The organism is Pseudomonas sp. MH10 (assembly GCF_034353045.1).
In the GTDB taxonomy this organism is placed as follows: domain Bacteria; phylum Pseudomonadota; class Gammaproteobacteria; order Pseudomonadales; family Pseudomonadaceae; genus Aquipseudomonas.
In genome coordinates, this window is record NZ_CP133783.1 from 309,961 (window position 1) to 331,753 (window position 21,793).

Here is a 21,793-nt window from a genome sequence, read left to right on the forward strand (position 1 = left end):
AGGGCCTCGCCAACAAGTTAGCTCAGAGTATTTTGCGTTAGTGCTTGGCCTTTTTCGGCTTGGGTGAGGGCAAAGGCAGCGGCGCGAACAACGCGCTGATGTCTTCGCTCTCCAGTCGCCAGTCACCCGCCGCTCGGCCATCCAGCACACCGGAGGCCAGCGCTGATTTTTCTTGCTGCAACCGCTGGATTTTCTCTTCGACGGTGCCGCGCGCGATCATTTTGTAAACGAACACGGGTTTGTCTTGACCGATGCGATACGCACGGTCGGTGGCCTGGTTTTCCGCTGCCGGGTTCCACCAGGGGTCGTAGTGAATCACGGTGTCGGCGGCAGTCAGGTTCAGACCGGTACCGCCGGCTTTCAGGCTGATCAGGAACACCGGCACCTTGCCGCTCTGAAAGTCGTGCACCGGCGCACGGCGGTCGCGGGTTTGGCCGGTAAGCAGCACATACTCGATTCCGCGTTGTTTCAGCTCCGCCTCGATCAAGGCGAGCATGGACGTGAATTGGGAGAACAACAGGATCTTTCGACCCTCGGCCAATAACTCGTCGAACATCTCCATCAGGCTGTGCAGTTTGGCTGAGCTGCCATGGCGCCCGGTGGTAGGAGCGCTGTTGACCAGGCGTAAATCGCAGCACACCTGGCGCAGTTTCAGCAGCGCCTCAAGAATAATGATCTGGCTGCCCGCCATGCCTTTGCGACTGATCTCCTCGCGAACCTTCTTGTCCATGGCCAGCCGGACGGTTTCGTATACATCACGCTGGGTGTCGTTGAGCTCGACCCAATGCACAATTTCGGTTTTCGGCGGGAGCTCGGTGGCGACTTGTTCTTTGGTTCGGCGCAGCAAGAACGGCTTGATTCGGGCATTCAAATGCTGCAGCCGCTCCTCGCTGCCGTCTTTTTCGATGGCTTTGCGGTAATTGCTATTGAAGTGTTTGTTGTCACCCAGCCAGCCCGGCATCAAAAAGTGAAACAGCGACCACAGCTCGCCCAAGTGGTTTTCCAGCGGTGTACCGCTCAGGCATAGACGTTGTCGGGCATTCAAGCTGCGTGCAGCATTAGCGGCCTTGCTGCGGGGATTCTTGATGTATTGCGCTTCGTCGAGTATCAGCACGTGCAGCGGTTGCTGCGCCAACAGTTCGACGTCACGCGGCAGCAACGCATAGGTGGTCAAGATCAGGTCGTAATCCTGCAGGTTCGCAAATTCGCGTTTTCTGCCAGCGCCATGCAGCGCCAGGATTTTCAAGTCAGGGGTGAAGCGCTCGGCTTCGTCCATCCAGTTAGGGATCAGGCTGGTCGGCATGACCGCCAGAGAAGGGCGATCCATTCGACCCGCTTGTTTCTCTATAAGCAGGTGAGCCAAGGTTTGCAGGGTTTTGCCCAGACCCATGTCATCAGCAAGAATGCCGCCCACTTCCAACTCGCGCAGTGACTGCATCCAGCTCAAGCCTTCGTGCTGATAGGGCCGCAACGTTGCGTTCAAGCGCTCAGGTACACCGACCGAAAAATTCTTGATGTTGGCCAAGCGATCAGCGAAACGACGCACGCGCTCGCCGCCTTCCCAAATCAACTGCAAGTCGTCTAATACCGTCAGGCGCGTAGCGTCAGCAGTGTTCAGCCGTAGCGCGTTATTGCCGTCGTCGTGCCAATAGAAGTCGCCCAAGGCTGCCAGCACCGGTTTCAGCCGACCATAAGGCAGCGCCACCTGAATCGGTTCGCCGCCTTTCTGCGTGAAATGATTGAGCTGTACCAGAAGCTGTTCGTCGTCGCGGCGTTTGGCTATCCCGCTGGCGCTCATCAACTCAGGGTGAGTGCGCAGCAGGTTGATCAAAATCGGCAATAAACTCAGGCGCTCGCCGTTGACGATAATCCCCAGTTCCAGGTCGAACCAGTCGTGTTCTGGCTGCTCCTGAATGACCGCATACCAGTCTTCGACCGGCGTGACGTCGAAACTGAAGTCGTCGTAAATATCAATTTCCCAGCCTTGGTCGCGCAGCAGCGGCAATTGGTGGGTCATGAAATGCAGCCAGGCTTTATCGTTCGGCAGTTCGAACATATCCCCGGCGCTGTCGGGTAGTGCCTTGCTTTGCCGAGTCGCCAGCTTAAAGCCACGTTCCTGCATCGCCTCGTAGCAGCGTTTTTCCTCATCGGCGTGGCGATGGAGGCGCAGGGTCTCGGTTTGCTCGTGCAAAACCATATCGACGGGTTTGCCCGCCGCATAGTAAGGACCATAGCCAAAAGCCAAGGCCGCGCGGTGCTGGAGGTGCCGTTGCATACGGCCGTTACGGGGTTCGTAGGCACTGTACTCGACACTGGCGACTGTCAGCCGTGGTCGTGGAAAGTAGTCGATTGCGCGTTCGGGCAGCGCCGGTTTTTGTTTTACGGGGGGAGCGAGATCGATCGTGGGTTCGGCGATGTCCAGCGCAGCAAGGATTGACGGCTGATTTTCCGGGGCTTGCAGGAAAAACAACGCGGCGGCGCAGTGCTTACAGTTGTTACGGACTGGACAGGTGCATTTGGCGATCACGAACTGGCTGTACTTCGCGGGGTCCTTGAGCTTGAGGGTCTGGGTGTAGATTTCCAGGCTTGAGCCTCGGCATAGCGTCTGGACTAATTCACCGCTCAGGTGGTGCAACATGATGCGTTGTTGCCGGGCATAGTCACGCCCTCGCTCAAGGCTCTGAGCTTTGAAACCATCTGCCCACGAAGAGGCTAAAACTCTTTCAAGAATTGACGACACAGTTCAATACAGCCCTACGCCGCAGCGGTGCTCAAAAGGCAAGAGGCGCAATGCGCCCCTTGAGTGCTTTGTGATAAACGTCGACCAGTATGGCCGGGCGCGCGGTTCAAGTAGAGCGCTTTTCTGGAATCACGCTTTTTTCGGAGCAAGACGTTCGAACAGCGCCTCTAGCGTGTTAAAGCGCTCTTCTGGCCGTTCCATGGGCACCATGAATTTGAACAGCGTGGCCCCTTCGAATTTGTAGCGGTTTGGCTGACCCTGAATCAGCTTGATCAGCACCAGCGGATCGACTTGGGTACTTGCGCTGAACTCAATACGCCCACCTTGCGGCCCAGCGTCGACTTTCTTGATACCCAATTGCTCGGCTTGCAGTTTGAGCAACGTCAGACGCACCAGATTCTTAGTCGGTTCAGGTAACAGGCCGAAGCGATCAATCATCTCGACCTGCAAGTCCTTGAGGCCATCTTCGTCGGCGGCGTTGGCAATGCGCTTGTAGAGGATCAGGCGGGTATGCACGTCAGGCAAATACGCCTCGGGAATCAGGGCCGGCAACCGAAGGTTGATTTCCGGGCCGCCACCCAAGGGCTGGTCGAGGTTCGGTTGTTCTCCCTTGCGAATGGCCTTGACTGCGCGTTCGAGCATTTCCATGTACAGGGTAAAGCCCACGGCCTGAATTTGCCCGCTCTGGCCATCGCCCAACAGTTCGCCCGCGCCACGGATTTCCAAGTCGTTGGTGGCGAGCACGAAGCCCGCTCCGAGGTCCTGGGTGTTGGCAATCGCTTCCAGACGCTTCTCGGCGTCCGGGGTGATTTGTGCTCGAGGCGGGGTCAGCAAATAGGCGTACGCCTGGTGGTGACTTCGACCCACCCGGCCGCGCAGTTGGTGCAGTTGTGCCAGACCAAACTTGTCGGCCCGTTCGATGATGATGGTGTTGGCGCTGGGCACGTCGATGCCGGTCTCGATGATGGTCGAGGCGATCAGCACGTTGAAGCGCTTATGGTAGAAATCGCTCATTACCTGTTCGAGGTCGCGTTCACGCATTTGCCCGTGGCCAATACCGATGCGCGCTTCCGGCACCAGCTCAGCGAGGTCGGCGGCGCATTTCTCGATGGTTTTGACGTCGTTGTGCAAGTAGTAAACCTGCCCACCACGCAGCAGTTCACGCAGCAAGGCTTCTTTGACGGTGCTTTTGTTGTTCTCCATGACAAAGGTGCGCACCGACAAACGACGCGCCGGCGGGGTGGCGATAATCGACAAATCGCGCATCCCCGACACGGCCATGTTCAGCGTTCGCGGAATCGGTGTTGCGGTCAGGGTCAGGATATCGACTTCACTGCGCAGGGCCTTGAGCTGTTCCTTCTGGCGCACCCCGAAACGGTGTTCTTCGTCGATGATCACCAGCCCGAGGTTCTTTATCTTCACGTCGTCTTGCAGCAGCTTGTGCGTGCCAATCACGATGTCGATTTTGCCCTCGGCCAAGTCCGCGACAGCGGCGTTGATCTCTTTGGCGGACTTGAAGCGGCTCATGACCTCGACGCTGACCGGCCAATCGGCAAAGCGGTCGCGGAAGCTGTTGTAGTGCTGTTGGGCGAGGAGGGTGGTCGGCACCAGAATGGCGACCTGGCGACCGCCGTGCACGGCGATGAACGCCGCGCGCATGGCCACTTCAGTTTTGCCGAAGCCCACGTCGCCGCACACTAGGCGGTCCATCGGCTTTGGCGCGAGCATGTCGGCGCGCACGGCATCGATGGTGGTTTGCTGGTCTGGAGTTTCTTCGAACGGGAAGCCGGCGCTGAAGGTCGCGTAGTCGGCTTTCGGGTCGGCGAAGGCATAGCCCTCACGGGCGGCTCGACGGGCATAGATGTCGAGCAATTCAGCGGCCACATCACGGACTTGTTCGGCGGCTTTGCGCTTGGCTTTCTGCCAGGTCTCAGAACCCAACCGATGCAGCGGCGCCAAGGCGTCATCGCTGCCGGTATAACGTGCAATCAAGTGCAGGCTGGCCACCGGCACGTACAATTTCGCCTCTTCGGCGTACGCCAGCATCAGAAACTCGGCGACCTGGTTTTCGACTTCCAGTGTTGCCAACCCAAGATAGCGACCTACGCCGTGGTCGATGTGGACCACGGGGGCGCCTTCGCGCAGTTCAGTGAGGTTTTTGATCACTGCGTCGTTATTACCACCGTCGGTGCGTTTCTCCCGACGTCGACGCTGCATGACCCGCTGGCCGAACAGCGGGCTTTCTGCGATCAGCGCAAGAGCTGGCTGCTCCAGAATGAGGCCTTCGTCCAACGGCCCAATGGTGATCGACAGGCGATCTTTGCCTTCGATGAAGTCTGTCCAGCCGTCGACGGTTTTTGGCCGCAGCTTCAGGCGCTCCAGTAGCTCCAGCAACACTTCGCGGCGCCCGGCAGACTCGGCGGTAAACAACACGCGCCCCGCAAAATCGTCGAGAAACTTTGATAGCGCGGCCAGTGGTTGGGTGGCCTTGGATTCGATGGCCAGGTCTGGCAGCGGCAGAACCGGGAACCGTTCACGGCCGACGCCGGTTTCGACGTCTTGTTGGCTGGCGACTATCCGTGGCCAGCTTTTCAGGCGGGCGAAACAGTCTTCTACCGGCAGGAATAATTCGCTGGGCGGCAGCAACGGCCGTTCGGGATCGACTTTGCGCTCTTCATAGCGGTTGCGCACATCACTCCAGAAGTTCTCGGCCGCTTGTTCAATGCCGGGCAGCGAGAACACCTGGGTGTCTTGGGGCAGGTAATCGAACAGGGTCGAGGTTTCATCGAAGAACAGCGGCAGGTAGTACTCGATTCCGGCCGGCGTGATCCCGCTGCTCAAGTCCTGAAAGATCGGGCACTTGCGGAAATCTACGTCGAAGCGCTCGCGAAACCGGGCCTTGAAGCGGGTCACGGCATCTTTTTGCAGCGGAAACTCGCGCGCGGGCAGCAGCCGAACCGACTGCACCTTGTCGATGGAGCGCTGGGTTTCCGGGTCAAAGGTGCGCAGGGTTTCGATTTCGTCGTCGAACAGATCGATCCGGTACGGCAGTTTGCTGCCCATGGGGAACAGATCGATCAGCGCGCCACGGACGGCAAACTCACCGTGCTCGTACACGGTATCAACGCAGCGATAACCACTGGCTTCGAGCCGGGTGCGCATTTGTTCGACGTCGAGCTTTTGGCCGATGTCCAGCACCAGGCTGCTGCCGAGCAAAAACTTGGTCGGCGCCAGTCGGTGCAGGGCGGTGGTGATGGGGACCACCAGCACGCCGTGCGCCAGTTCTGGCAGCCGGTACAGGCTGGCAATGCGCTGGGAAATAATATCCTGATGCGGAGAAAACAGGTCGTAGGGCAGGGTTTCCCAGTCTGGAAAATGAAGAACCGGCAAGTCCGGCGCAAAAAAGCCGAGTTCTTGCTCAAGACGCTCGGCGCTTTGGCTGTCAGCGGTTAGCAGCAGCGTAAAACGCTTGGCAGCACTGGCGGCCTCGGCAATGGCCAGACTGAGGGCAGCACCGGGCAAATTGCCCCAGTGTTGTTTGCCTGCCGCAGCAGGGAGTATCGGTAGACGCAGAACGGGCACGGAAGGTTGAGCTCCAGCGTTGCGACAGGGCCGGCGATTGTAGCGAACGAAGGCGTGTGCTGTCAGTTTTCAGCGTTTCACGTGCATGGAATTTATGTAGTGCTGTGTGATCTCACTGTCACGCATTGCTCATAAACAAAGGCGGCGGCATAATGTAGTCCCTTTTTTCAGCCCCTACATGTGGAAGGTTCCCGTGACTCAGAAGCCCGACCAGTGTCTTGGTGAATGGATCGATCGTGAAGCCCTCGCCGAGGCAATGATCCCTCTCATCGGTCAGCTCTACCGCAATAATAATGTGGTGAGCTCGATTTATGGCCGCAGCCTGATCAACCGTTCAGTCATCGCAATTCTTAAAGCACATCGCTTTGCTCGTCACCGTCAGGCCGATGGCGTCGAGTTGTCCGTGCATGAGACGTTCCCGCTGCTTAAAGCCATGAGTGAGCTAAAACTGGGTGCCGCTTCGGTGGACCTGGGCAAGCTGGCCGTGAAATTCAAGGCTGAAGGCAAGGGCCGCAGCGCCGAGCAATTTGTACGTGATGAGTTGGCCGATGTAGTGGGTCAGCAAAGCGCTACCTCGGGCAAAGGCACCGATGTCGTGCTGTACGGTTTTGGCCGGATTGGTCGCCTGTTGGCGCGGATTCTGATCGAAAAAACCGGCGGCGGCGATGGCTTGCGTCTGCGGGCGATTGTTGTGCGCAAAGGCGCCGACAATGATTTGATCAAGCGTGCCAGCCTGTTGCGTCGCGACTCGGTACATGGCCCGTTCGATGGCACCATCACCATTGATGAAGCCAACAACACCATCACCGCCAACGGCAACCTGATTCAGGTGATCTACGCCAAGAACCCTACTGACGTGGATTACACTCAGTACGGCATCAAGAATGCCTTGCTGGTAGATAACACCGGTGTGTGGCGCGATGCCGAAGGCCTGGGCCAGCATTTGACCTGCCCGGGCATCGCCCGCGTTGTGTTGACTGCGCCGGGTAAAGGCAAGCTGAAGAATATCGTGCATGGCATCAACCATGACCAGATTACCCCTGATGACTTGATCATTTCGGCGGCTTCTTGCACCACCAACGCCATCGTGCCGGTGCTCAAAGCGGTCAACGACAAGTTCGGTATCGTCAACGGTCACGTTGAAACGGTTCACTCGTACACCAACGACCAGAACCTGATCGACAACTTCCACAAGGGTGATCGCCGTGGCCGTAGTGCCGCGCTGAACATGGTCATCACCGAAACCGGTGCCGCCACCGCCGCCGCCAAGGCCCTGCCTGAGCTGGCTGGCAAGTTGACCGGCAATGCGATCCGGGTACCGACACCTAACGTGTCGATGGCGATTCTCAACCTGACCCTTGAAAAACCCACCACCCGCGAAGAAATCAACGAGTACTTGCGCTACATGGCAATGCACTCGGATCTGCATAAGCAGATCGATTTTGTTCACTCGCTGGAAGTGGTTTCAACCGATTTCGTTGGCTCGCGTCACGCCGGTGTTGTCGATGCTGAAGCGACTATCTGCAACGACAACCGCGTTGTTCTGTACGTGTGGTACGACAACGAATTCGGTTACAGCTGCCAGGTGGTGCGCGTTATGGAAGATATTGCTGGGGTTAACCCGCCAGCTTTTCCGAAGTAAGCAGCGGTTGTAAAAAATGCCCTGATGAGTCGGGGCATTTTTTTGTCTGCTGTCTGGTGTTCGATGGATATTGCACCCACATGACGATCAAAAACGGTGGGAGCAGGCTTGCCTGCGAAAGTCGCGACTCGGTGGTGACTGACCGCGTTCGTCGGCAAGCCACCTCCCACGGGTCGTCATCGCGGCTGATAGTTGCGTAAGTAGGTCAATACCAAACTCAAGACAAAAAAATGCCCCGGCTAACCGGGGCATTTTTTATCACGACGTTTGTATCCAGCTATCAGCCGTTAACAGGAACCGCCTGAGGCGCTTCCAGTCGGTTTTTGCCTTTGCGGAACAGCACCAGCGTTGCGACCAAGCCCAGGAGGGCGGCACCGCTAAGCCAGATGCCAGGCGCTGCTTTGTTATCCAGAACGTGGATCAAGTAGGTGCAGGCCAGCGGGGTGAAGCCGCCAAAGGTCGCCGTTGCCAGGCTGTAGGCCAGGGAGAAACCGGTTGTCCGTACATCGACGGGCATGATTTCGGTCAGGGCTACAACCATGGCACCGTTATAAGATCCGTACAGGAACGACAACCACAGCTCGACAATCAACAGGTTTTCGAAACTTGGGTGGGCCACCAGCCAAGACAGCGCAGGGTAAGCCGTGAGCAATGCCAGGATAGTTGCGGCCAACAGCAGCGGTTTGCGGCCGATGCGGTCAGACAACGAGCCCATGACTGGCAGCCAGATGAAGTTCGAGATACCCACACATACTGCGACCAGCAAGCTTTCCAAGTCGGTCAGGTGCAGCTCGGTTTTACCGAAGGTCGGTGTGTAAGCGGTGATCAAGTAGAACGACACAGTGGTCATCACCACCAGCGCGGTGCCACCCAATACCAAGCCAAAGTTCTGGCCGATCGAACGAATAATTTCGCCTAAGGTTGGGTGATGCTTGCGGGCCTGGAACTCAGGCGTTTCTTCCAGCGAACGACGAATAATGAAGATCGCCGGAACGATCATGCAGCCGATCAGGAACGGTACGCGCCAGCCCCAATCACCCATTTGTTCCGGGCTCAGCCAATGGTTGAGACCGACACCGAGCAAGGCGGCAAATACCACCGCAGCTTGTTGGCTAGCTGATTGCCAGCTAACGAAGAAGCCTTTACGGCCCGGCGTTGAGATTTCTGCGAGGTAAACCGAGACACCGCCCAGTTCCACGCCAGCGGAGAAGCCTTGTAACAAGCGCCCGAACAACACCAGCAGCGGCGCTGCAACGCCAAGCGTCGCATAACCCGGTACACAGGCGATAAGCACCGTGCCCATGGCCATCATCGCCAATGTAATGATCAGGCCTTTGCGACGGCCGTGACGGTCAATATAAGCGCCGAGGAAAATCGCACCCAATGGGCGCATCAGGAAGCCGGCACCGAATGTCGCCAACGACAGCATCAGTGAAGCAAAAGCGCTATCGGTAGGGAAGAAAGTCTTCGCAATGGCCGTGGCGTAAAAGCCGTAGACCATAAAGTCGAACATTTCTAGAAAGTTGCCGCTGACAACGCGAAAAATCGCCTTGCCCTTGCCCGTATTCGAGGCCATTTCAAATTACTCACGTTAGGCTATGTCGCTGAAATCCCTTGTTTTTTTTGTTGTTGCACCTTGGCATCCTGCCGGCATGCAGCACATAGATGTAACAATATGTTTAATAAGTCGCCAAGACAACTGGAAAACGCGGTTTAAGTTCGATTTAACAGGGCTTTACGCAAGCTTTTCGACAAACCGTCGGGCCCCAGCCAGAGACCGAAGTAGACCCGCGACAATTCCGGGTTTGCACTTTTGAAAATTACTTGGCCATTTCGCTCTAAGCTAAGGCCGTGCTGCGGTAGAAAACTAAGTAGATAGCGGTCCCCGCGCTGAATGTTGTGAAAGCTTGCGTGCAGTTGATCCAGTTCCGGTTTCAAGCGGGCGAGGGTGGCTTCGTCTTGTTGACGGGCCAGCGTAGCATCGGCCGCCTTGATCACGTCCGAGCGATCAATATCTCGGAAGTAATACAGCTCAAGACATTGCGCACGCTGTTCGCTAAACGCTTGTTGGGCGCTCAATGACGGCTCGTTGAACAGGGCGGCGGCATAAACGTCAGCCCATAAATAAGTCAGTACCCCCTGGCCTTTTAGCGCAAGCGCAGGTGTTTTGTCGCTCAATTGGCTGGGAAACGCGGCTTCCTTGAGTCGATCGGCTGAGTCGGCCGAGACGATCGGGCTCAACAACAGTAACAAGCAGAGAAGCAGATATCGCATAACGGCCGAGCCTCATTGGTGTTTAGCGTAAACAGGTACGACAATTGTTGTCCAACGACGGGTTTTGAGAGTGACTATGCGTTTTGATTGGCGTATGCGGCTGACGTCGCTTCGGCTCTGTCCCCATCTGGTAAGAATTTCGATGTCTTTGGTGCTGATAAGTGCCGTGACCGCGTGCGATTCGGGTGACAGTCTTGAAAGCTTTACGGGTCCGACCATGGGCAGCACCTATTCGGTGCAGTACGTCAGGCACTCTGGCGGACCACAGGCCAAGGATATTCAGCCGGAGGTTGAGGCGATTCTGGCCGAAGTGGATCGGCAAATGTCGACCTACCGCGCCGACTCCGATATTGAGCGGTTCAATAAGCTGCCAGGAAACAGCTGTCAGCCGATGCCCGCAGGCGTGCTGCAGTTGGTGCGTTTCGGTGAGCAGTTGTCCAACGACAGCCAGGGCTCCTACGACCTAACCGTCGAGCCATTGCTCGATGTATGGGGTTTTGGGCCGCAAGCCCGGGTCGAACGTGTGCCGACGCCGGAACAGTTGGCGCAGGTGCTTCAGCGCGTGGGTCACGGCCACCTTAGCGTTGACGGCGATCAGTTGTGCAAGGACGCGCCGATTGAGGTCGATTTCAACAGCATCGCCGCCGGGTACGCGGTGGACCTCATCAGCGCTCGCTTACAGGCATTGGGCATCCAGAGTTTTTTGGCCGAGGCCACTGGTGAACTCAAGGCGGTCGGCAAAAAAGCCGACGGGTCGCCTTGGCGCGTAGCCCTTGAAACGCCGCGAGACGATCAGCAGGTTGCCGAAAAAATTGTCGAACTGGACGGGTATGGCGTTTCTACCTCCGGCGACTATCGAAATTATTTCGAGCAAGACGGCAAACGCTACTCCCACACTTTCGATGCACTGACCGGAGCGCCAATTGTGCATGCGCTGGCATCCGTCACGGTCATTGATCATTCCGCGTTAGTGGCTGATGGGCTCTCCACATTACTAGAGATTCTCGGCCCGGAACGGGGGTGGGCCTTTGCCGACGCGCATAAAATCGCAGCATTTTTTGTGATCCGAGCCGATAACGGCTTTATCATCCGCAGCAGTGCGGAATTCGACCGCCTGTTTCCCGGCAAATTACAGTAGCTGAGCGCAGGTTTTTGGATGCGATGGGCGATGTAGTGCATACAACATTAGCCTACGACGCGACCAAGGGTTAATGTTCGCCGCGTCGGCGCTTGGTTAGACTGCGCCCCAGGTTTTGATCCTTCATGTCGCTGGCCGCGACGTGATTTAGCCAGAGACGCCAGAGTGGCGTTTCGGCCCGTTCTATAGGAGTACGCATGGCTGTCTACAACTACGACGTAGTGGTACTGGGTTCCGGTCCTGCGGGAGAAGGTGCGGCAATGAACGCCGCGAAAGCGGGGCGCAAGGTCGCGATGGTCGATAGCCGTCAGCAGGTCGGCGGCAACTGCACTCACCTGGGCACTATCCCGTCCAAGGCATTGCGTCACTCGGTCAAGCAAATCATCCAGTTCAACACCAACCCGATGTTTCGGGCGATTGGCGAACCGCGTTGGTTTTCGTTCCCAGACGTGTTGAAAAACGCCGAAAAGGTCATCAATAAACAAGTGGCCTCGCGTACGGGTTATTACGCCCGCAACCGAGTCGACGTGTTTTTTGGCACCGGTAGTTTTGCTGACGAGCGTACCGTCGACGTGGTGTGCGCCAACGGCGCAGTGGAAAAGCTGGTGGCCAGTCAGGTTATCATCGCCACTGGTTCGCGCCCTTATCGTCCGGCCGACATCGACTTTTCCCACAAACGTATCTATGACAGCGACACCATTCTCAGCCTCGGGCATACCCCGCGCAAACTGATCATCTACGGTGCTGGGGTTATCGGTTGCGAATACGCATCGATCTTCAGTGGCCTGGGTGTGATGGTTGAGTTGGTGGATAACCGTGAGCAGTTGCTGAGCTTCCTCGATTCGGAAATTGCCCAGGCGCTGAGCTACCACTTCAGCAACAACAACGTAATGGTTCGCCATAACGAAGATTACGAGAAAGTTGAAGGCCTGGAAAACGGTGTGATCCTGCACCTCAAGTCCGGCAAAAAAATCAAGGCCGATGCCTTGCTGTGGTGTAACGGCCGCACCGGTAACACTGACAAGCTGGGTCTGGAAAACGTCGGTATCAAAGCCAACAGCCGTGGTCAGATTGAAGTCGATGAGAACTACCGCACCAGTGTGGGGACCATCTACGGTGCAGGTGACGTAATCGGCTGGCCGAGTTTGGCGAGTGCGGCTTATGACCAAGGGCGTTCAGCGGCAGGCAGTGTTGTCGACAACGGCAGCTGGCGCTTCGTCAACGACGTGCCAACCGGTATCTATACGATTCCCGAGATCAGCTCGATCGGTAAAAACGAACACGAGCTAACCCAGGCAAAGGTGCCGTACGAAGTCGGTAAGGCGTTCTTTAAAGGCATGGCGCGGGCGCAGATTTCCGGCGAACCGGTGGGCATGCTGAAAATCCTGTTTCACCGCGACACGCTGCAAGTGCTGGGCGTGCATTGTTTCGGTGACCAGGCGTCAGAGATTGTGCACATCGGTCAGGCGATCATGAACCAGCCGGGCGAAGCCAATACGCTGAAGTATTTCGTTAACACCACGTTCAACTACCCGACCATGGCCGAAGCGTATCGGGTAGCTGCTTACGACGGCCTCAACCGGCTTTTTTAAGCGGCTCCGGCCGGTGGCCTGAGCCGGTCGGGGAGACCGATTTCAGTGATTCCCGAGCGTGGCGCTGGCCAAACCGGGAAAGTCTGTAATCAGGCTGTCTACGCCGAAGTCGGCGAGCCTGCGCATCAGCGCGGGTTCGTTGACTGTCCACACGGACACGTGCAAACCCTGACGCTGGGCCTTTTGTAGCCGCTCAGGTGTGCATAGGGTCCAGTTCAACGCCAATACCGTGCAGCCATAACCGTGCGCGACCTTCAATGGGTCGAGCCAAGCGTATTCGGCGACTAATCCCCGAGATAAATCGGGGGTCAGGTCCAGCGCTGCTCGCAAAACTTCCCTGGAACTTGACGTCACCGTCACTTTGTCCAACAGGCCATGACGTTGCGCCATCTCGCGAATCGCCAACACAGTGGTTGCAGCGCGGGTGCGTGAGGCACTTTTGACTTCCAATTGCCAATGGTCGAAATCACAGGTTTCGAACAATTCTTCCAAACGCGGAATCGGGCAAGGTTGGAACCAGCCTGGGCCACCTTTACGTGCGTCATAGGTCACAAGGTCGGCGGCGGAGTGCTCGACCACTTTGCCGCGTCGATCAGTGGTGCGCTTGAGCGTTGGGTCGTGGATGACCATTAGCTCACCGTCCAGCGACAGGTGTAGGTCGAGTTCACATCGACGAACGCCATGCTTGAGGCATTCCTGGAAACTGGTCAGGGTGTTTTCCGGTGCTTCGCCTTTGGCGCCGCGGTGGCCGTAAATGAGCGTCACGTTTACTCCTAGGGGGCGTCCGTCAATATTGACTCAAGGTTGAAAAGGGTAGGGCTGGTGGCGCCCGGCCCTGATGTGTTGTGAGGGTAAATTCAGTTTCGAAGAGGTCGGCGCCAACCCAGCATGGTCAGGCGGCCCCGGCAATCCTATGACTCAGGCGTCTCACTTTGTTCTTTCGCCAAGCGCCGTTGCTGAGATTGTCGTTGCAGGATGTGTCGGGCAAGCAGCTGTCGTTGAGCGTCCGAGAGGTCTTCGAACTCGGTGCCAATCTCATAATTGCCGATTTCATGGGCATCACAATGGGTGACTCTTGCGTTAACCATGAGGCCTCTTGCCTCGGGTAGTAACACCATCTTGACCGACAGCTGAGTGCCGGCTGGAAGGGGGAGCGGATGATGAAATTGCACACCGCCTTCGGACAGCGTCACCAGCTGGGGCTCGCCGATGCTGCCTAGAACGGTATGTGCCACCACTTGGCCCAGTAAATCGATGCGCTTGCTCAGGGCCTTCAGAAAGCTATTCAGCACGCGGTCTTTTTCGCCAAGCTGGCGCAGCAGATGCTGAGATTCGAACTCGCTGACATGCAGATCGCTGAGCAGGTTGAACAAAATAGAGGTGTCGTGCGCGGACGCCGGATGGCCTGGCCCGGAGCCTGACAGTTGGTTTATTTCCAGTGCGATCGTGTCCTCGATACGGTAGTATTCGCGGCGATCTTCTTCATCTAATGTCGACATGGCGAACCCATGGTAGCGGCGGTGGTCTGAGTGTAAAGCTGCTCGTTGAGCCTCGCCACAAGGACGTTCCTTTTCCTCCGAACAAGCCCCTAAATGTTCAGACCTCTTTTTGTATTTATTGGCACGCGTTATACCCGTGCGAAACGTCGTAATCATTTTGTCTCTTTCATTTCCCTGACGTCGATGATCGGCCTTGCCCTTGGCGTGGTTGTAATGATTGTCGTGTTGTCGGTGATGAACGGGTTCGATCATGAGATGCGAACCCGCGTCCTCGGCATGGTGCCCCACGCCACCATTGAGGGTGATCGACCGATCAACGACTGGCATGCGCTGGCTGAAAAGGTCAAAACGCATCCTGAAGTCCAGGCGGTCGCGCCGTTTACCCAGATGCAGGGTTTGCTGACCAACAACGGTAAAGTGCAGAAGGTGCTCCTGGACGCGGTCGATCCGGTCGAAGAGCGCAAAGTCTCCATTATCGATAACTTCATGCAGCAGGGTCGCCTCGACGATCTGACACCTGGCAGTTTCGGGATTGTGATCGGTGACAAGGCCGCCACCAACCTGGGTGTTGGTCTGGGTGACAAGGTCACCTTCGTTGCCCCGGAAGTCACCGTGACCCCCGGCGGCATCTTTCCGCGCATGAAGCGCTTCACTGTGGTCGGCATTTTTCACGTCGGTGCCGGTGAGCTGGATGGCTACCTTGGCCTGACCAATCTGACGGATCTGGCCCGCCTGCATCGCTGGAAGCCGGATCAGGTGCAGGGCTTGCGACTCAAGTTCAATGACCTGTTCCAAGCGCCACGCGTGGCGTGGGAAATTGCCCAGAAGCTGGGCGATCACGAGTTTTATGCCCGTGACTGGACCCGAACCCATGGCAATCTGTATCAAGCGATTCGTATGGAAAAAGCCATGATCGGCCTGTTGTTGCTGCTGATCGTCGCCGTTGCGGCCTTCAACATCATTTCTACGCTGGTAATGGTGGTTAACGACAAGAAGGGCGACATCGCAATTTTGCGTACCCTCGGTGCGACGCCTGGGCAGATCATGGGTATTTTCATGGTCCAAGGCACCGTCATTGGCGTGGTTGGTACGTTGATTGGCGCGGTGGTCGGGATCTTTGCCGCACTCAATGTCAGCGCAGCCATTTCCGCCCTTGAAGGTCTGATAGGGCACAAGTTTCTCAGTTCAGATGTCTACTTCATTGACTATCTGCCGTCGCAGTTGATGACCGAAGACGTGGTTTTGGTCTGCGGCGCCGCATTGGTTTTAAGTTTCCTCGCCACCCTGTATCCAGCTTGGCGTGCTGCGCGCACCCAGCCGGCGGAGGCGTTACGTTATGAGTGAGTCGGGCATGAGTGATAAAGCAGTGCTGAGTTGCCGCAATCTGGGCAAATCCTACGAGGAAGGCCCGGAGTCCGTGGTGGTTTTGTCGGGTTTGCAGTTGGAATTGCACCCTGGCGAGCGCGTGGCAATTGTCGGCAGTTCCGGCTCGGGTAAAAGTACGCTGCTCAATCTGTTGGGTGGTCTGGATACACCTTCGCAAGGTAGCGTGTGGCTGGCGGGCGAAGAGCTGTCGGCATTGGGCGAGAAAGCTCGCGGGCTGCTGCGCAATCGATCGCTGGGTTTCGTGTACCAGTTTCACCACCTGCTGCCAGAATTCACCGCGCTTGAGAACGTGTGCATGCCGCTCTTGATCGGGCGTACGGCGATCCCGGAAGCACGACAGCGCGCTACGGCCTTGCTGCAACGCGTGGGGCTTGGGCATCGGCTGGCGCATAAGCCGTCGGAGTTGTCAGGTGGCGAGCGGCAACGTGTTGCGATTGCCCGGGCATTGGTGAATCAGCCAGGCTTAGTGATGCTTGATGAACCTACGGGTAACCTTGATCAGCATACGGCTCAGGGTATTCAGGATTTGATGCTGGAGCTCAGCACCTCGTCGCGCACGGCGTTTTTGGTGGTGACTCACGATATGAGCCTGGCCAGCCAGATGGACCGTGTGTTGCGTCTTGAAGAAGGCCGACTGGTCGAAGGCTGACCCATTAGCCCGACGCCCATAACGGCGTCGGGTTTTTCACACTTTTTTACGGTGCTCCGCGAATGTTCAGACCGTTATCGATCTTTATTGGCACGCGCTATACCCGCGCCAAGCGCCGAAATCATTTTATTTCGTTTATTTCCATGACCTCGATGATCGGCCTCGCGTTGGGCGTTCTGGCGATGATAGTTGTGCTATCGGTCATGAACGGCTTTCAGCGTGAAATGAGTTCGCGGATTCTCGGCATGGTGCCCCACGCCGTCATCAATGGCGTAACGCCGCTCGACAACTGGAAGCCCGTTGCGGCGGCGGCACTGAAGAACCCTGAGGTGACCGCTGCCGTTCCGTTTACCGAAATGGACGGCATGTTCTCCTATAAGGGCTCGATGCAGCCGATCCAGGTCAGCGGTGTTGATCCGGCGCTCGAGCACGAAGTATCAATTGTGGCTCAACACATCACTCAAGGCCGTCTGGAAGACCTTAAAGCCGGTGAGTTCGGGGTGGTGGTGGGTGAAATCACTGCCCGACGCTTTCGTTTGAATGTCGGCGACAAAGTTACCTTGATCGTCCCGGAAGCCAGCGCGACGGCTGCGGGTGGCATTACACCGCGCCTGCAGCGTTTGACCGTGGTTGGCGTTTTCAAGGTTGGCGCAGAGCTTGACGGCACCATGGCACTGATCAACGTGGCCGATGCTGCACAGATACAGCATTGGCAGCCGAATCAAGTGCAAGGCGTGCGGTTGGCGCTAAAGGATTTGTATACCGCACCCCAGGTGTCAGCGTCCATCGTCGCCGGTTTGGGGGCTGATTACCGTGCCGATGACTGGACCCATACCCAAGGCAGTCTGTTCAGCGCCATGAAAATGGAAAAGACCATGATCGGTCTGTTGTTGCTGATGATTGTGGCCGTGGCTGCCTTCAACATCATCGCAACGTTGATCATGGTGGTGAATGATAAGGGCGCTGACATTGCGATCCTGCGCACCATCGGCGCCACGCCCGGGCAGATCATGACTATTTTTATGGTTCAGGGTACTGTTATCGGCATCGTTGGTACGTTGATCGGCGGCGTTTTGGGCGTCATTGCTGCGATCAATGTCAGCGCGATGGTCGGCTGGCTCGAACGTGTCAGTGGTCAGCACATCTTCAGTTCAGACGTGTACTTTGTTAACAACCTGCCGTCCCAATTACAAGGCGGCGATGTCGTCTTGATCTGCAGCGCCGGGTTTATTCTGAGCTTTCTGGCTACCCTGTACCCAGCCTGGCGTGCGGCGCAGATCCAGCCGGCATACGCGTTGCGGTACGAGTGATTTTCAGGATTCATGGATTCCATAAGGGAGAGAAATTATGACCACGCTTTTTCGCTTGTTAGTCGCAACGGGGATGTGTGCGTTGAGTTTGCCCCTGCTGGCCAGCGCTGACGAAACCCTGAGTTTTGGACATGCATCCCCGGCCGCACAAGCCACGCGCACCGAGCAGGTAACACTGGGTGATATTTATTTACAGCCCAAGGTCTTGCAGGTCAAAGCCGGTGAGACGGTGCGCTTTGTGCTGACCAATAAGGGACAGTTACTGCATGAGTTCAACCTCGGCAGCGCGTCCATGCATGCTGAACATCAAAAAGAAATGCGTGAAATGCAGGAAAACGGAATGCTTCTGCCGACCGGAGTCAACCATGACGCCATGGATCACGGCAGCATGATGGGTGGAGCGATGAAGCACGATGATCCTAACAGTGTGCTGGTCGAACCGGGTAAAACCGCGGAATTGACGTGGACGTTCAGCAAGGCCAGTGGCATTCAATTCGCGTGCAATGTTCCTGGGCATTATCAGGCGGGAATGGTTGGCAACGTCGAGATCGTCGACTAAGCGCTGAAAGCGGCGTGTAAACCCTATAAACTCGGCGGGATAATTTAGTCAGGTCTCCGCTATGCATCCCGCAGCCGAACATTCGCCGCTGGGCAAATCCAGTGAATACATCGCCACCTACACGCCTTCATTGCTGTTCCCGATTCCCCGTGCCGCGAAGTGGGCCGAACTCGGTCTGACCGCTGAAACCTTGCCCTATCAGGGGGTCGACTTCTGGAACTGCTATGAGCTGTCATGGTTATTGCCATCCGGCAAACCGGTTGTGGCCATCGGTGAGTTCAGTATTCCGGCAGACTCGCCGAATATCATCGAATCCAAGTCGTTCAAGCTCTACCTAAACTCGCTGAACCAAACCGTGTTCGCTGATCGCGCGGTGCTGGTGGCGGTACTGGAAAAAGACTTGTCAGCATCTGCGGGTAAGTCGGTGGGCGTGCGCATTCGCAGTCTGGTCGACATTGAGCGAGAAGGGGTTGCGTCACTGCCCGGTGCTTGCATCGACGACCTGGATATCAACGTCACCAGCTACGAGGCGCCACGTCCGGAGTTATTGCGGTGCGATGAATCGAGAGTGATCGAAGAAAGCCTGCACAGCCATCTGCTTAAATCCAATTGCCCAGTGACCAGTCAGCCCGATTGGGGCAGCGTTGTCGTGGAGTACCGCGGTCGGGCGCTCGAGCCTGCCAGTCTGTTGGCTTATATCGTCAGCTTTCGTCAGCACTCCGACTTTCACGAGCAATGTGTCGAGCGAATTTTTCTTGATTTGCAACGCCTGCTTAAACCGGAAAAATTGACGGTTTACGCGCGTTACGTACGCCGGGGCGGTCTCGATATCAACCCCTACCGCAGCACCGAAGCGATCAGTCATGAAAATCGCCGGCTGGCGCGACAGTAATAAAAAAACCCGTCGGCAGGACGGGTTTTTTTACAGAAGATAAAACCTGAAAAGGTTTAAATCCCTATGTTACCGAGAGTCTGCACGATATTGCGCAGTGTGACGGCAATGGCTGGATGCTTCAGCTCGAAGCGTTCCACCGCAAGGTTAACACCGTCGGACAGACTTGAATCCTGGTCCTGGGTCATGGACTCCAGTTTGATTTTACGGTCGATTTGCACCATCAGTTCGTGCAGATGCTGACGTTCAGATTCGGAAAGCGGTGGATTCTTCTCCAGTTGCTCGCGCAGGGTATTGAGTTGTTCTTGCAGTTCGCGGGCAGGCATAGCGTGCTCCCTCTATGGATAGGCTCTGGCATGGACCCAGCGCAAGGCTAAAAGGTCCGTGATGTGCGTAAGACTAATCCACTCCGCTCCTAAGTGCATGATCTTGATCAAACAGACGTTATCAGGGCTTTTCGCCTTTGGTCCTTCGCAACGTGATATCCGCCAAGCAGGACGCGAGCTCGCCCAGGTGATCGATCACCGAATGAACACCGAGGCTGTAGAGCTGCAAGGTAGCTTGGCCTCGTCGATATTCGCGCTGGGCGTCACTAAGCGCCTGCCAGTCTTTGGGCGACAAACCGCAAAGTGGCCCGCAGGTTGCCAAGCCGATAGTCCAAAGTCCCGCGTTCAGCGCTGACTGCAACAGCCGTGGCTCGCCGCTAACCAGCACGCAGCCGTCTAACTGTTGCACGTTGAGGCTCATTAACGCTTGCCAGCAAGCATCCGGTGCAGGCCAATCCGCGCAGGCCTTGGAACGGCCTGCAGGCTTTATCCAGTTTTCGAGTGGCTTGGCGAGGTGTTGACTCAGGGTTTCGGGTAATTCATCCAGCCAGGCACAGGGCACCCCTTGGCGGTTGAGGGTTTGCAGAATAGCGAGGGAGCCGGGGGTAACGCTGGCGTATTCGTTGATCCCATCGCGCAGATTTTCAGGCTTGATACTGGTCGAGTTACTGCTCGATGAGGACGCTGCACAGGCGCCAAAGTCCACCAAACAGCCGCTGAGGCCGAAGAGCAACGCGGTGAAGGCGGGAGCGGGTACAGGCGGATGTAGGGCGTGTGGCGCAGGCATAGTGGCGTCCCTGAAATATTCTCCTACGCTACGGAGGCTTTATGACAGTTAGATGAACGCTTGAGGGGCAGAACGCTATCGATTTTGTGCATTAGCACTATCAGTATCAGGGAGACTGCCAAAAATGTCGCATAAGGCCTTATAATGCCGGCCTTGACGTGCAGGGCAAGAGCCCGACCCATTAATTAGGAGTGTCAGCTATGCCCGTGACTGGTGCAGGCTTAATCAATCGTCTGGCTCAACTGTGCTTTATTGCCGGTGTAGCACTGGTCCCTTTGGCAGCTCAAGCGGCGGATGAAGATCCGTGGGAAGGCGTCAACCGCGTTATTTTTCGCTTCAACGATACGCTTGATACTTACGCGCTGAAGCCGCTGGCTCAAGGATATGAGTTCATCACGCCAAAATTCGTTGAAGACGGCATCCATAACTTTTTCAACAACATTGGCGACGTTCGCAACTTTGCCAACGATGTATTGCAGGCCAAACCCCATGCTGCGGGCGTCGATACAGCGCGTCTGTTGTTGAACACCACGCTGGGTGTTGCTGGCTTCATCGACGTCGGCACCCGTATGGGCTTGCAGCGTAACGACGAAGACTTCGGTCAGACCTTGGGTTACTGGGGTGTTTCCAGCGGTCCTTACGTGATGCTGCCATTGCTTGGCCCAAGCACCGTGCGTGATGGCCTCGCCAGGTTTCCTGACACCTATGACGCGCCGTACCCCTACATGAATGACATCGCCTGGCGTAATTCGCTTGAGGCGCTGGATATCATTGATACCCGCGCCAGCCTGCTGTCGGCTGAGAAGTTGATCAGCGGTGACAAGTACACGTTCATCCGTAACGCTTACCTGCAGCATCGCGAATTCAAGGTCAAAGACGGCAAGGTGAAAGACGATTTCTAATCGTTCTTGATCTGAAAAAAAGGCGACCTTCGGGTCGCCTTTTTTTTCAATAAATTCGCAACGACAAAATTAGTATCAATTCATCGAAATAATCGTCAGGCCGAGTTTTTGACCGCCTTCTTCATGATCCACAAGCCAAACCACTTCGGTTTCAGCTTCTAATCCTTTGAGGGCCGAATGGTCCGAGTCGATGTGTACGTTCAGCTTGTCGCCCACCTTGAATGCACGCGGCGCCTGCACCTGCATGCCCGAGCTTGACAGGTCTACGCAGAATGCAGGGATGATCTGGCCTGCATACAGCAAGGTGATGTCGGCATCCACACGCATGCGGATGTAATCTCTCTTTTCCGCGTAGTCCCGGTCATTTTGGCTCATGGTTAGTCCTTCGATTTAGTTGCTGATTTGTCTGTTCTTATAACTCTCTGTGATTTGTGATGTAAAGACTCCAAGGCACCACAGGCATGAGCTTGAAACGCCCGTCGGATGGGAGTACCGTCTGCGCCTTGAAGGGCACC

The 21,793-nt window shown here is 56.4% G+C and carries 18 protein-coding genes; 9 read left to right on the top strand and 9 right to left on the bottom strand.

Going from position 1 to position 21,793, the window contains the following annotated elements; all coding sequences use genetic code 11:
* Positions 1 to 37 precede the first annotated feature (37 nt).
* Together RHM59_RS01405 and mfd are read right to left on the bottom strand one after the other, a co-directional pair.
* A complete protein-coding gene (locus RHM59_RS01405; RefSeq protein ID WP_322168681.1) occupies positions 38 to 2,740 on the bottom strand; it encodes a DEAD/DEAH box helicase in 2,703 nt (900 codons plus the stop codon).
* 129 nt (positions 2,741 to 2,869) lie between these two features.
* Positions 2,870 to 6,322, bottom strand: a complete 3,453-nt coding sequence (gene mfd, locus RHM59_RS01410) for a transcription-repair coupling factor (protein WP_322168683.1) — start codon at positions 6,320 to 6,322, stop codon at positions 2,870 to 2,872.
* A 178-nt stretch (positions 6,323 to 6,500) separates the two neighbouring features.
* Here mfd and RHM59_RS01415 point away from each other — a divergent pair, with 178 nt between their 5' ends.
* Positions 6,501 to 7,964, top strand: a complete 1,464-nt coding sequence (locus RHM59_RS01415; RefSeq protein WP_322168687.1) for a glyceraldehyde-3-phosphate dehydrogenase — start codon at positions 6,501 to 6,503, stop codon at positions 7,962 to 7,964.
* Between the two features lie 280 nt (positions 7,965 to 8,244).
* Here RHM59_RS01415 and RHM59_RS01420 read toward each other — a convergent pair whose 3' ends face one another.
* Both RHM59_RS01420 and RHM59_RS01425 read right to left on the bottom strand, forming a co-directional pair.
* Positions 8,245 to 9,540 (bottom strand): MFS transporter, encoded by a 1,296-nt coding sequence (locus RHM59_RS01420; RefSeq protein ID WP_322168690.1) that lies wholly within the window; start codon positions 9,538 to 9,540, stop codon positions 8,245 to 8,247.
* Between the two features lie 137 nt (positions 9,541 to 9,677).
* Positions 9,678 to 10,238 (bottom strand): chalcone isomerase family protein, encoded by a 561-nt coding sequence (locus tag RHM59_RS01425; protein ID WP_322168692.1) that lies wholly within the window; start codon positions 10,236 to 10,238, stop codon positions 9,678 to 9,680.
* A 142-nt stretch (positions 10,239 to 10,380) separates the two neighbouring features.
* Here RHM59_RS01425 and RHM59_RS01430 point away from each other — a divergent pair, with 142 nt between their 5' ends.
* The gene (locus RHM59_RS01430) at positions 10,381 to 11,376 is read left to right on the top strand and encodes an FAD:protein FMN transferase (RefSeq protein WP_322285775.1); all 996 of its coding nucleotides are present in this window, start codon (positions 10,381 to 10,383) and stop codon (positions 11,374 to 11,376) included.
* A 197-nt stretch (positions 11,377 to 11,573) separates the two neighbouring features.
* The gene (gene sthA, locus RHM59_RS01435) at positions 11,574 to 12,968 is read left to right on the top strand and encodes a Si-specific NAD(P)(+) transhydrogenase (protein WP_322168698.1); all 1,395 of its coding nucleotides are present in this window, start codon (positions 11,574 to 11,576) and stop codon (positions 12,966 to 12,968) included.
* Positions 12,969 to 13,010: 42 nt separating this feature from the next.
* Here the strand turns inward: sthA and RHM59_RS01440 are convergent, their stop codons facing one another.
* Both RHM59_RS01440 and RHM59_RS01445 read right to left on the bottom strand, forming a co-directional pair.
* Complete coding sequence (locus tag RHM59_RS01440) at positions 13,011 to 13,733, bottom strand: glycerophosphodiester phosphodiesterase (protein ID WP_322285776.1); 723 nt, start codon at positions 13,731 to 13,733, stop codon at positions 13,011 to 13,013.
* Between the two features lie 146 nt (positions 13,734 to 13,879).
* Complete coding sequence (locus tag RHM59_RS01445) at positions 13,880 to 14,467, bottom strand: PilZ domain-containing protein (protein WP_322168704.1); 588 nt, start codon at positions 14,465 to 14,467, stop codon at positions 13,880 to 13,882.
* A gap of 93 nt (positions 14,468 to 14,560) precedes the next feature.
* Here RHM59_RS01445 and RHM59_RS01450 point away from each other — a divergent pair, with 93 nt between their 5' ends.
* The 5 genes from RHM59_RS01450 (at position 14,561) to queF (ending at position 19,263) form a co-directional block, all read left to right on the top strand.
* Positions 14,561 to 15,811: a lipoprotein-releasing ABC transporter permease subunit gene (locus tag RHM59_RS01450; protein ID WP_322168706.1), complete on the top strand. Its 1,251-nt coding sequence runs from the start codon at positions 14,561 to 14,563 to the stop codon at positions 15,809 to 15,811.
* A gap of 7 nt (positions 15,812 to 15,818) precedes the next feature.
* Entirely contained in the window at positions 15,819 to 16,502 is a 684-nt protein-coding gene (lolD, locus tag RHM59_RS01455) for a lipoprotein-releasing ABC transporter ATP-binding protein LolD (RefSeq protein WP_322168709.1), read from the top strand.
* Between the two features lie 62 nt (positions 16,503 to 16,564).
* Positions 16,565 to 17,812: a lipoprotein-releasing ABC transporter permease subunit gene (locus RHM59_RS01460; RefSeq protein ID WP_322168712.1), complete on the top strand. Its 1,248-nt coding sequence runs from the start codon at positions 16,565 to 16,567 to the stop codon at positions 17,810 to 17,812.
* Positions 17,813 to 17,849: 37 nt separating this feature from the next.
* The gene (locus tag RHM59_RS01465; protein WP_322285777.1) at positions 17,850 to 18,371 is read left to right on the top strand and encodes a cupredoxin family protein; all 522 of its coding nucleotides are present in this window, start codon (positions 17,850 to 17,852) and stop codon (positions 18,369 to 18,371) included.
* A gap of 61 nt (positions 18,372 to 18,432) precedes the next feature.
* Complete coding sequence (gene queF / locus RHM59_RS01470; protein WP_322168717.1) at positions 18,433 to 19,263, top strand: NADPH-dependent 7-cyano-7-deazaguanine reductase QueF; 831 nt, start codon at positions 18,433 to 18,435, stop codon at positions 19,261 to 19,263.
* Positions 19,264 to 19,319: 56 nt separating this feature from the next.
* Here queF and RHM59_RS01475 read toward each other — a convergent pair whose 3' ends face one another.
* Together RHM59_RS01475 and RHM59_RS01480 are read right to left on the bottom strand one after the other, a co-directional pair.
* Positions 19,320 to 19,589 (bottom strand): DUF4404 family protein, encoded by a 270-nt coding sequence (locus RHM59_RS01475; RefSeq protein WP_322168720.1) that lies wholly within the window; start codon positions 19,587 to 19,589, stop codon positions 19,320 to 19,322.
* Positions 19,590 to 19,710: 121 nt separating this feature from the next.
* Entirely contained in the window at positions 19,711 to 20,376 is a 666-nt protein-coding gene (locus tag RHM59_RS01480; protein ID WP_322285778.1) for an HAD family phosphatase, read from the bottom strand.
* Positions 20,377 to 20,576: 200 nt separating this feature from the next.
* Here RHM59_RS01480 and RHM59_RS01485 point away from each other — a divergent pair, with 200 nt between their 5' ends.
* Complete coding sequence (locus RHM59_RS01485; RefSeq protein ID WP_322285779.1) at positions 20,577 to 21,278, top strand: VacJ family lipoprotein; 702 nt, start codon at positions 20,577 to 20,579, stop codon at positions 21,276 to 21,278.
* A 75-nt stretch (positions 21,279 to 21,353) separates the two neighbouring features.
* On the opposite strand, the gene RHM59_RS01490 is transcribed toward RHM59_RS01485, so the two are convergent.
* Positions 21,354 to 21,653 (bottom strand): PilZ domain-containing protein, encoded by a 300-nt coding sequence (locus RHM59_RS01490; RefSeq protein ID WP_322168728.1) that lies wholly within the window; start codon positions 21,651 to 21,653, stop codon positions 21,354 to 21,356.
* Positions 21,654 to 21,793 lie beyond the last annotated feature (140 nt).

Excerpts from the sequence above, each read along its gene's own strand:
- RHM59_RS01465 (WP_322285777.1), top strand. The coding sequence starts at position 17,850 with ATGACCACGCTTTTTCGCTTGTTAGTCGCAACGGGGATGTGTGCGTTG.
- RHM59_RS01430 (WP_322285775.1), top strand. The coding sequence starts at position 10,381 with ATGTCTTTGGTGCTGATAAGTGCCGTGACCGCGTGCGATTCGGGTGAC.
- queF (WP_322168717.1), top strand. The coding sequence starts at position 18,433 with ATGCATCCCGCAGCCGAACATTCGCCGCTGGGCAAATCCAGTGAATAC.
- RHM59_RS01485 (WP_322285779.1), top strand. The coding sequence starts at position 20,577 with ATGCCCGTGACTGGTGCAGGCTTAATCAATCGTCTGGCTCAACTGTGC.
- RHM59_RS01450 (WP_322168706.1), top strand. The coding sequence starts at position 14,561 with ATGTTCAGACCTCTTTTTGTATTTATTGGCACGCGTTATACCCGTGCG.
- RHM59_RS01480 (WP_322285778.1), bottom strand. The coding sequence starts at position 20,376 with ATGCCTGCGCCACACGCCCTACATCCGCCTGTACCCGCTCCCGCCTTC.
- RHM59_RS01415 (WP_322168687.1), top strand. The coding sequence starts at position 6,501 with ATGTGGAAGGTTCCCGTGACTCAGAAGCCCGACCAGTGTCTTGGTGAA.
- RHM59_RS01490 (WP_322168728.1), bottom strand. The coding sequence starts at position 21,653 with ATGAGCCAAAATGACCGGGACTACGCGGAAAAGAGAGATTACATCCGC.
- lolD (WP_322168709.1), top strand. The coding sequence starts at position 15,819 with ATGAGTGATAAAGCAGTGCTGAGTTGCCGCAATCTGGGCAAATCCTAC.
- sthA (WP_322168698.1), top strand. The coding sequence starts at position 11,574 with ATGGCTGTCTACAACTACGACGTAGTGGTACTGGGTTCCGGTCCTGCG.
- RHM59_RS01445 (WP_322168704.1), bottom strand. The coding sequence starts at position 14,467 with ATGTCGACATTAGATGAAGAAGATCGCCGCGAATACTACCGTATCGAG.
- RHM59_RS01460 (WP_322168712.1), top strand. The coding sequence starts at position 16,565 with ATGTTCAGACCGTTATCGATCTTTATTGGCACGCGCTATACCCGCGCC.
- RHM59_RS01425 (WP_322168692.1), bottom strand. The coding sequence starts at position 10,238 with ATGCGATATCTGCTTCTCTGCTTGTTACTGTTGTTGAGCCCGATCGTC.
- RHM59_RS01420 (WP_322168690.1), bottom strand. The coding sequence starts at position 9,540 with ATGGCCTCGAATACGGGCAAGGGCAAGGCGATTTTTCGCGTTGTCAGC.
- RHM59_RS01475 (WP_322168720.1), bottom strand. The coding sequence starts at position 19,589 with ATGCCTGCCCGCGAACTGCAAGAACAACTCAATACCCTGCGCGAGCAA.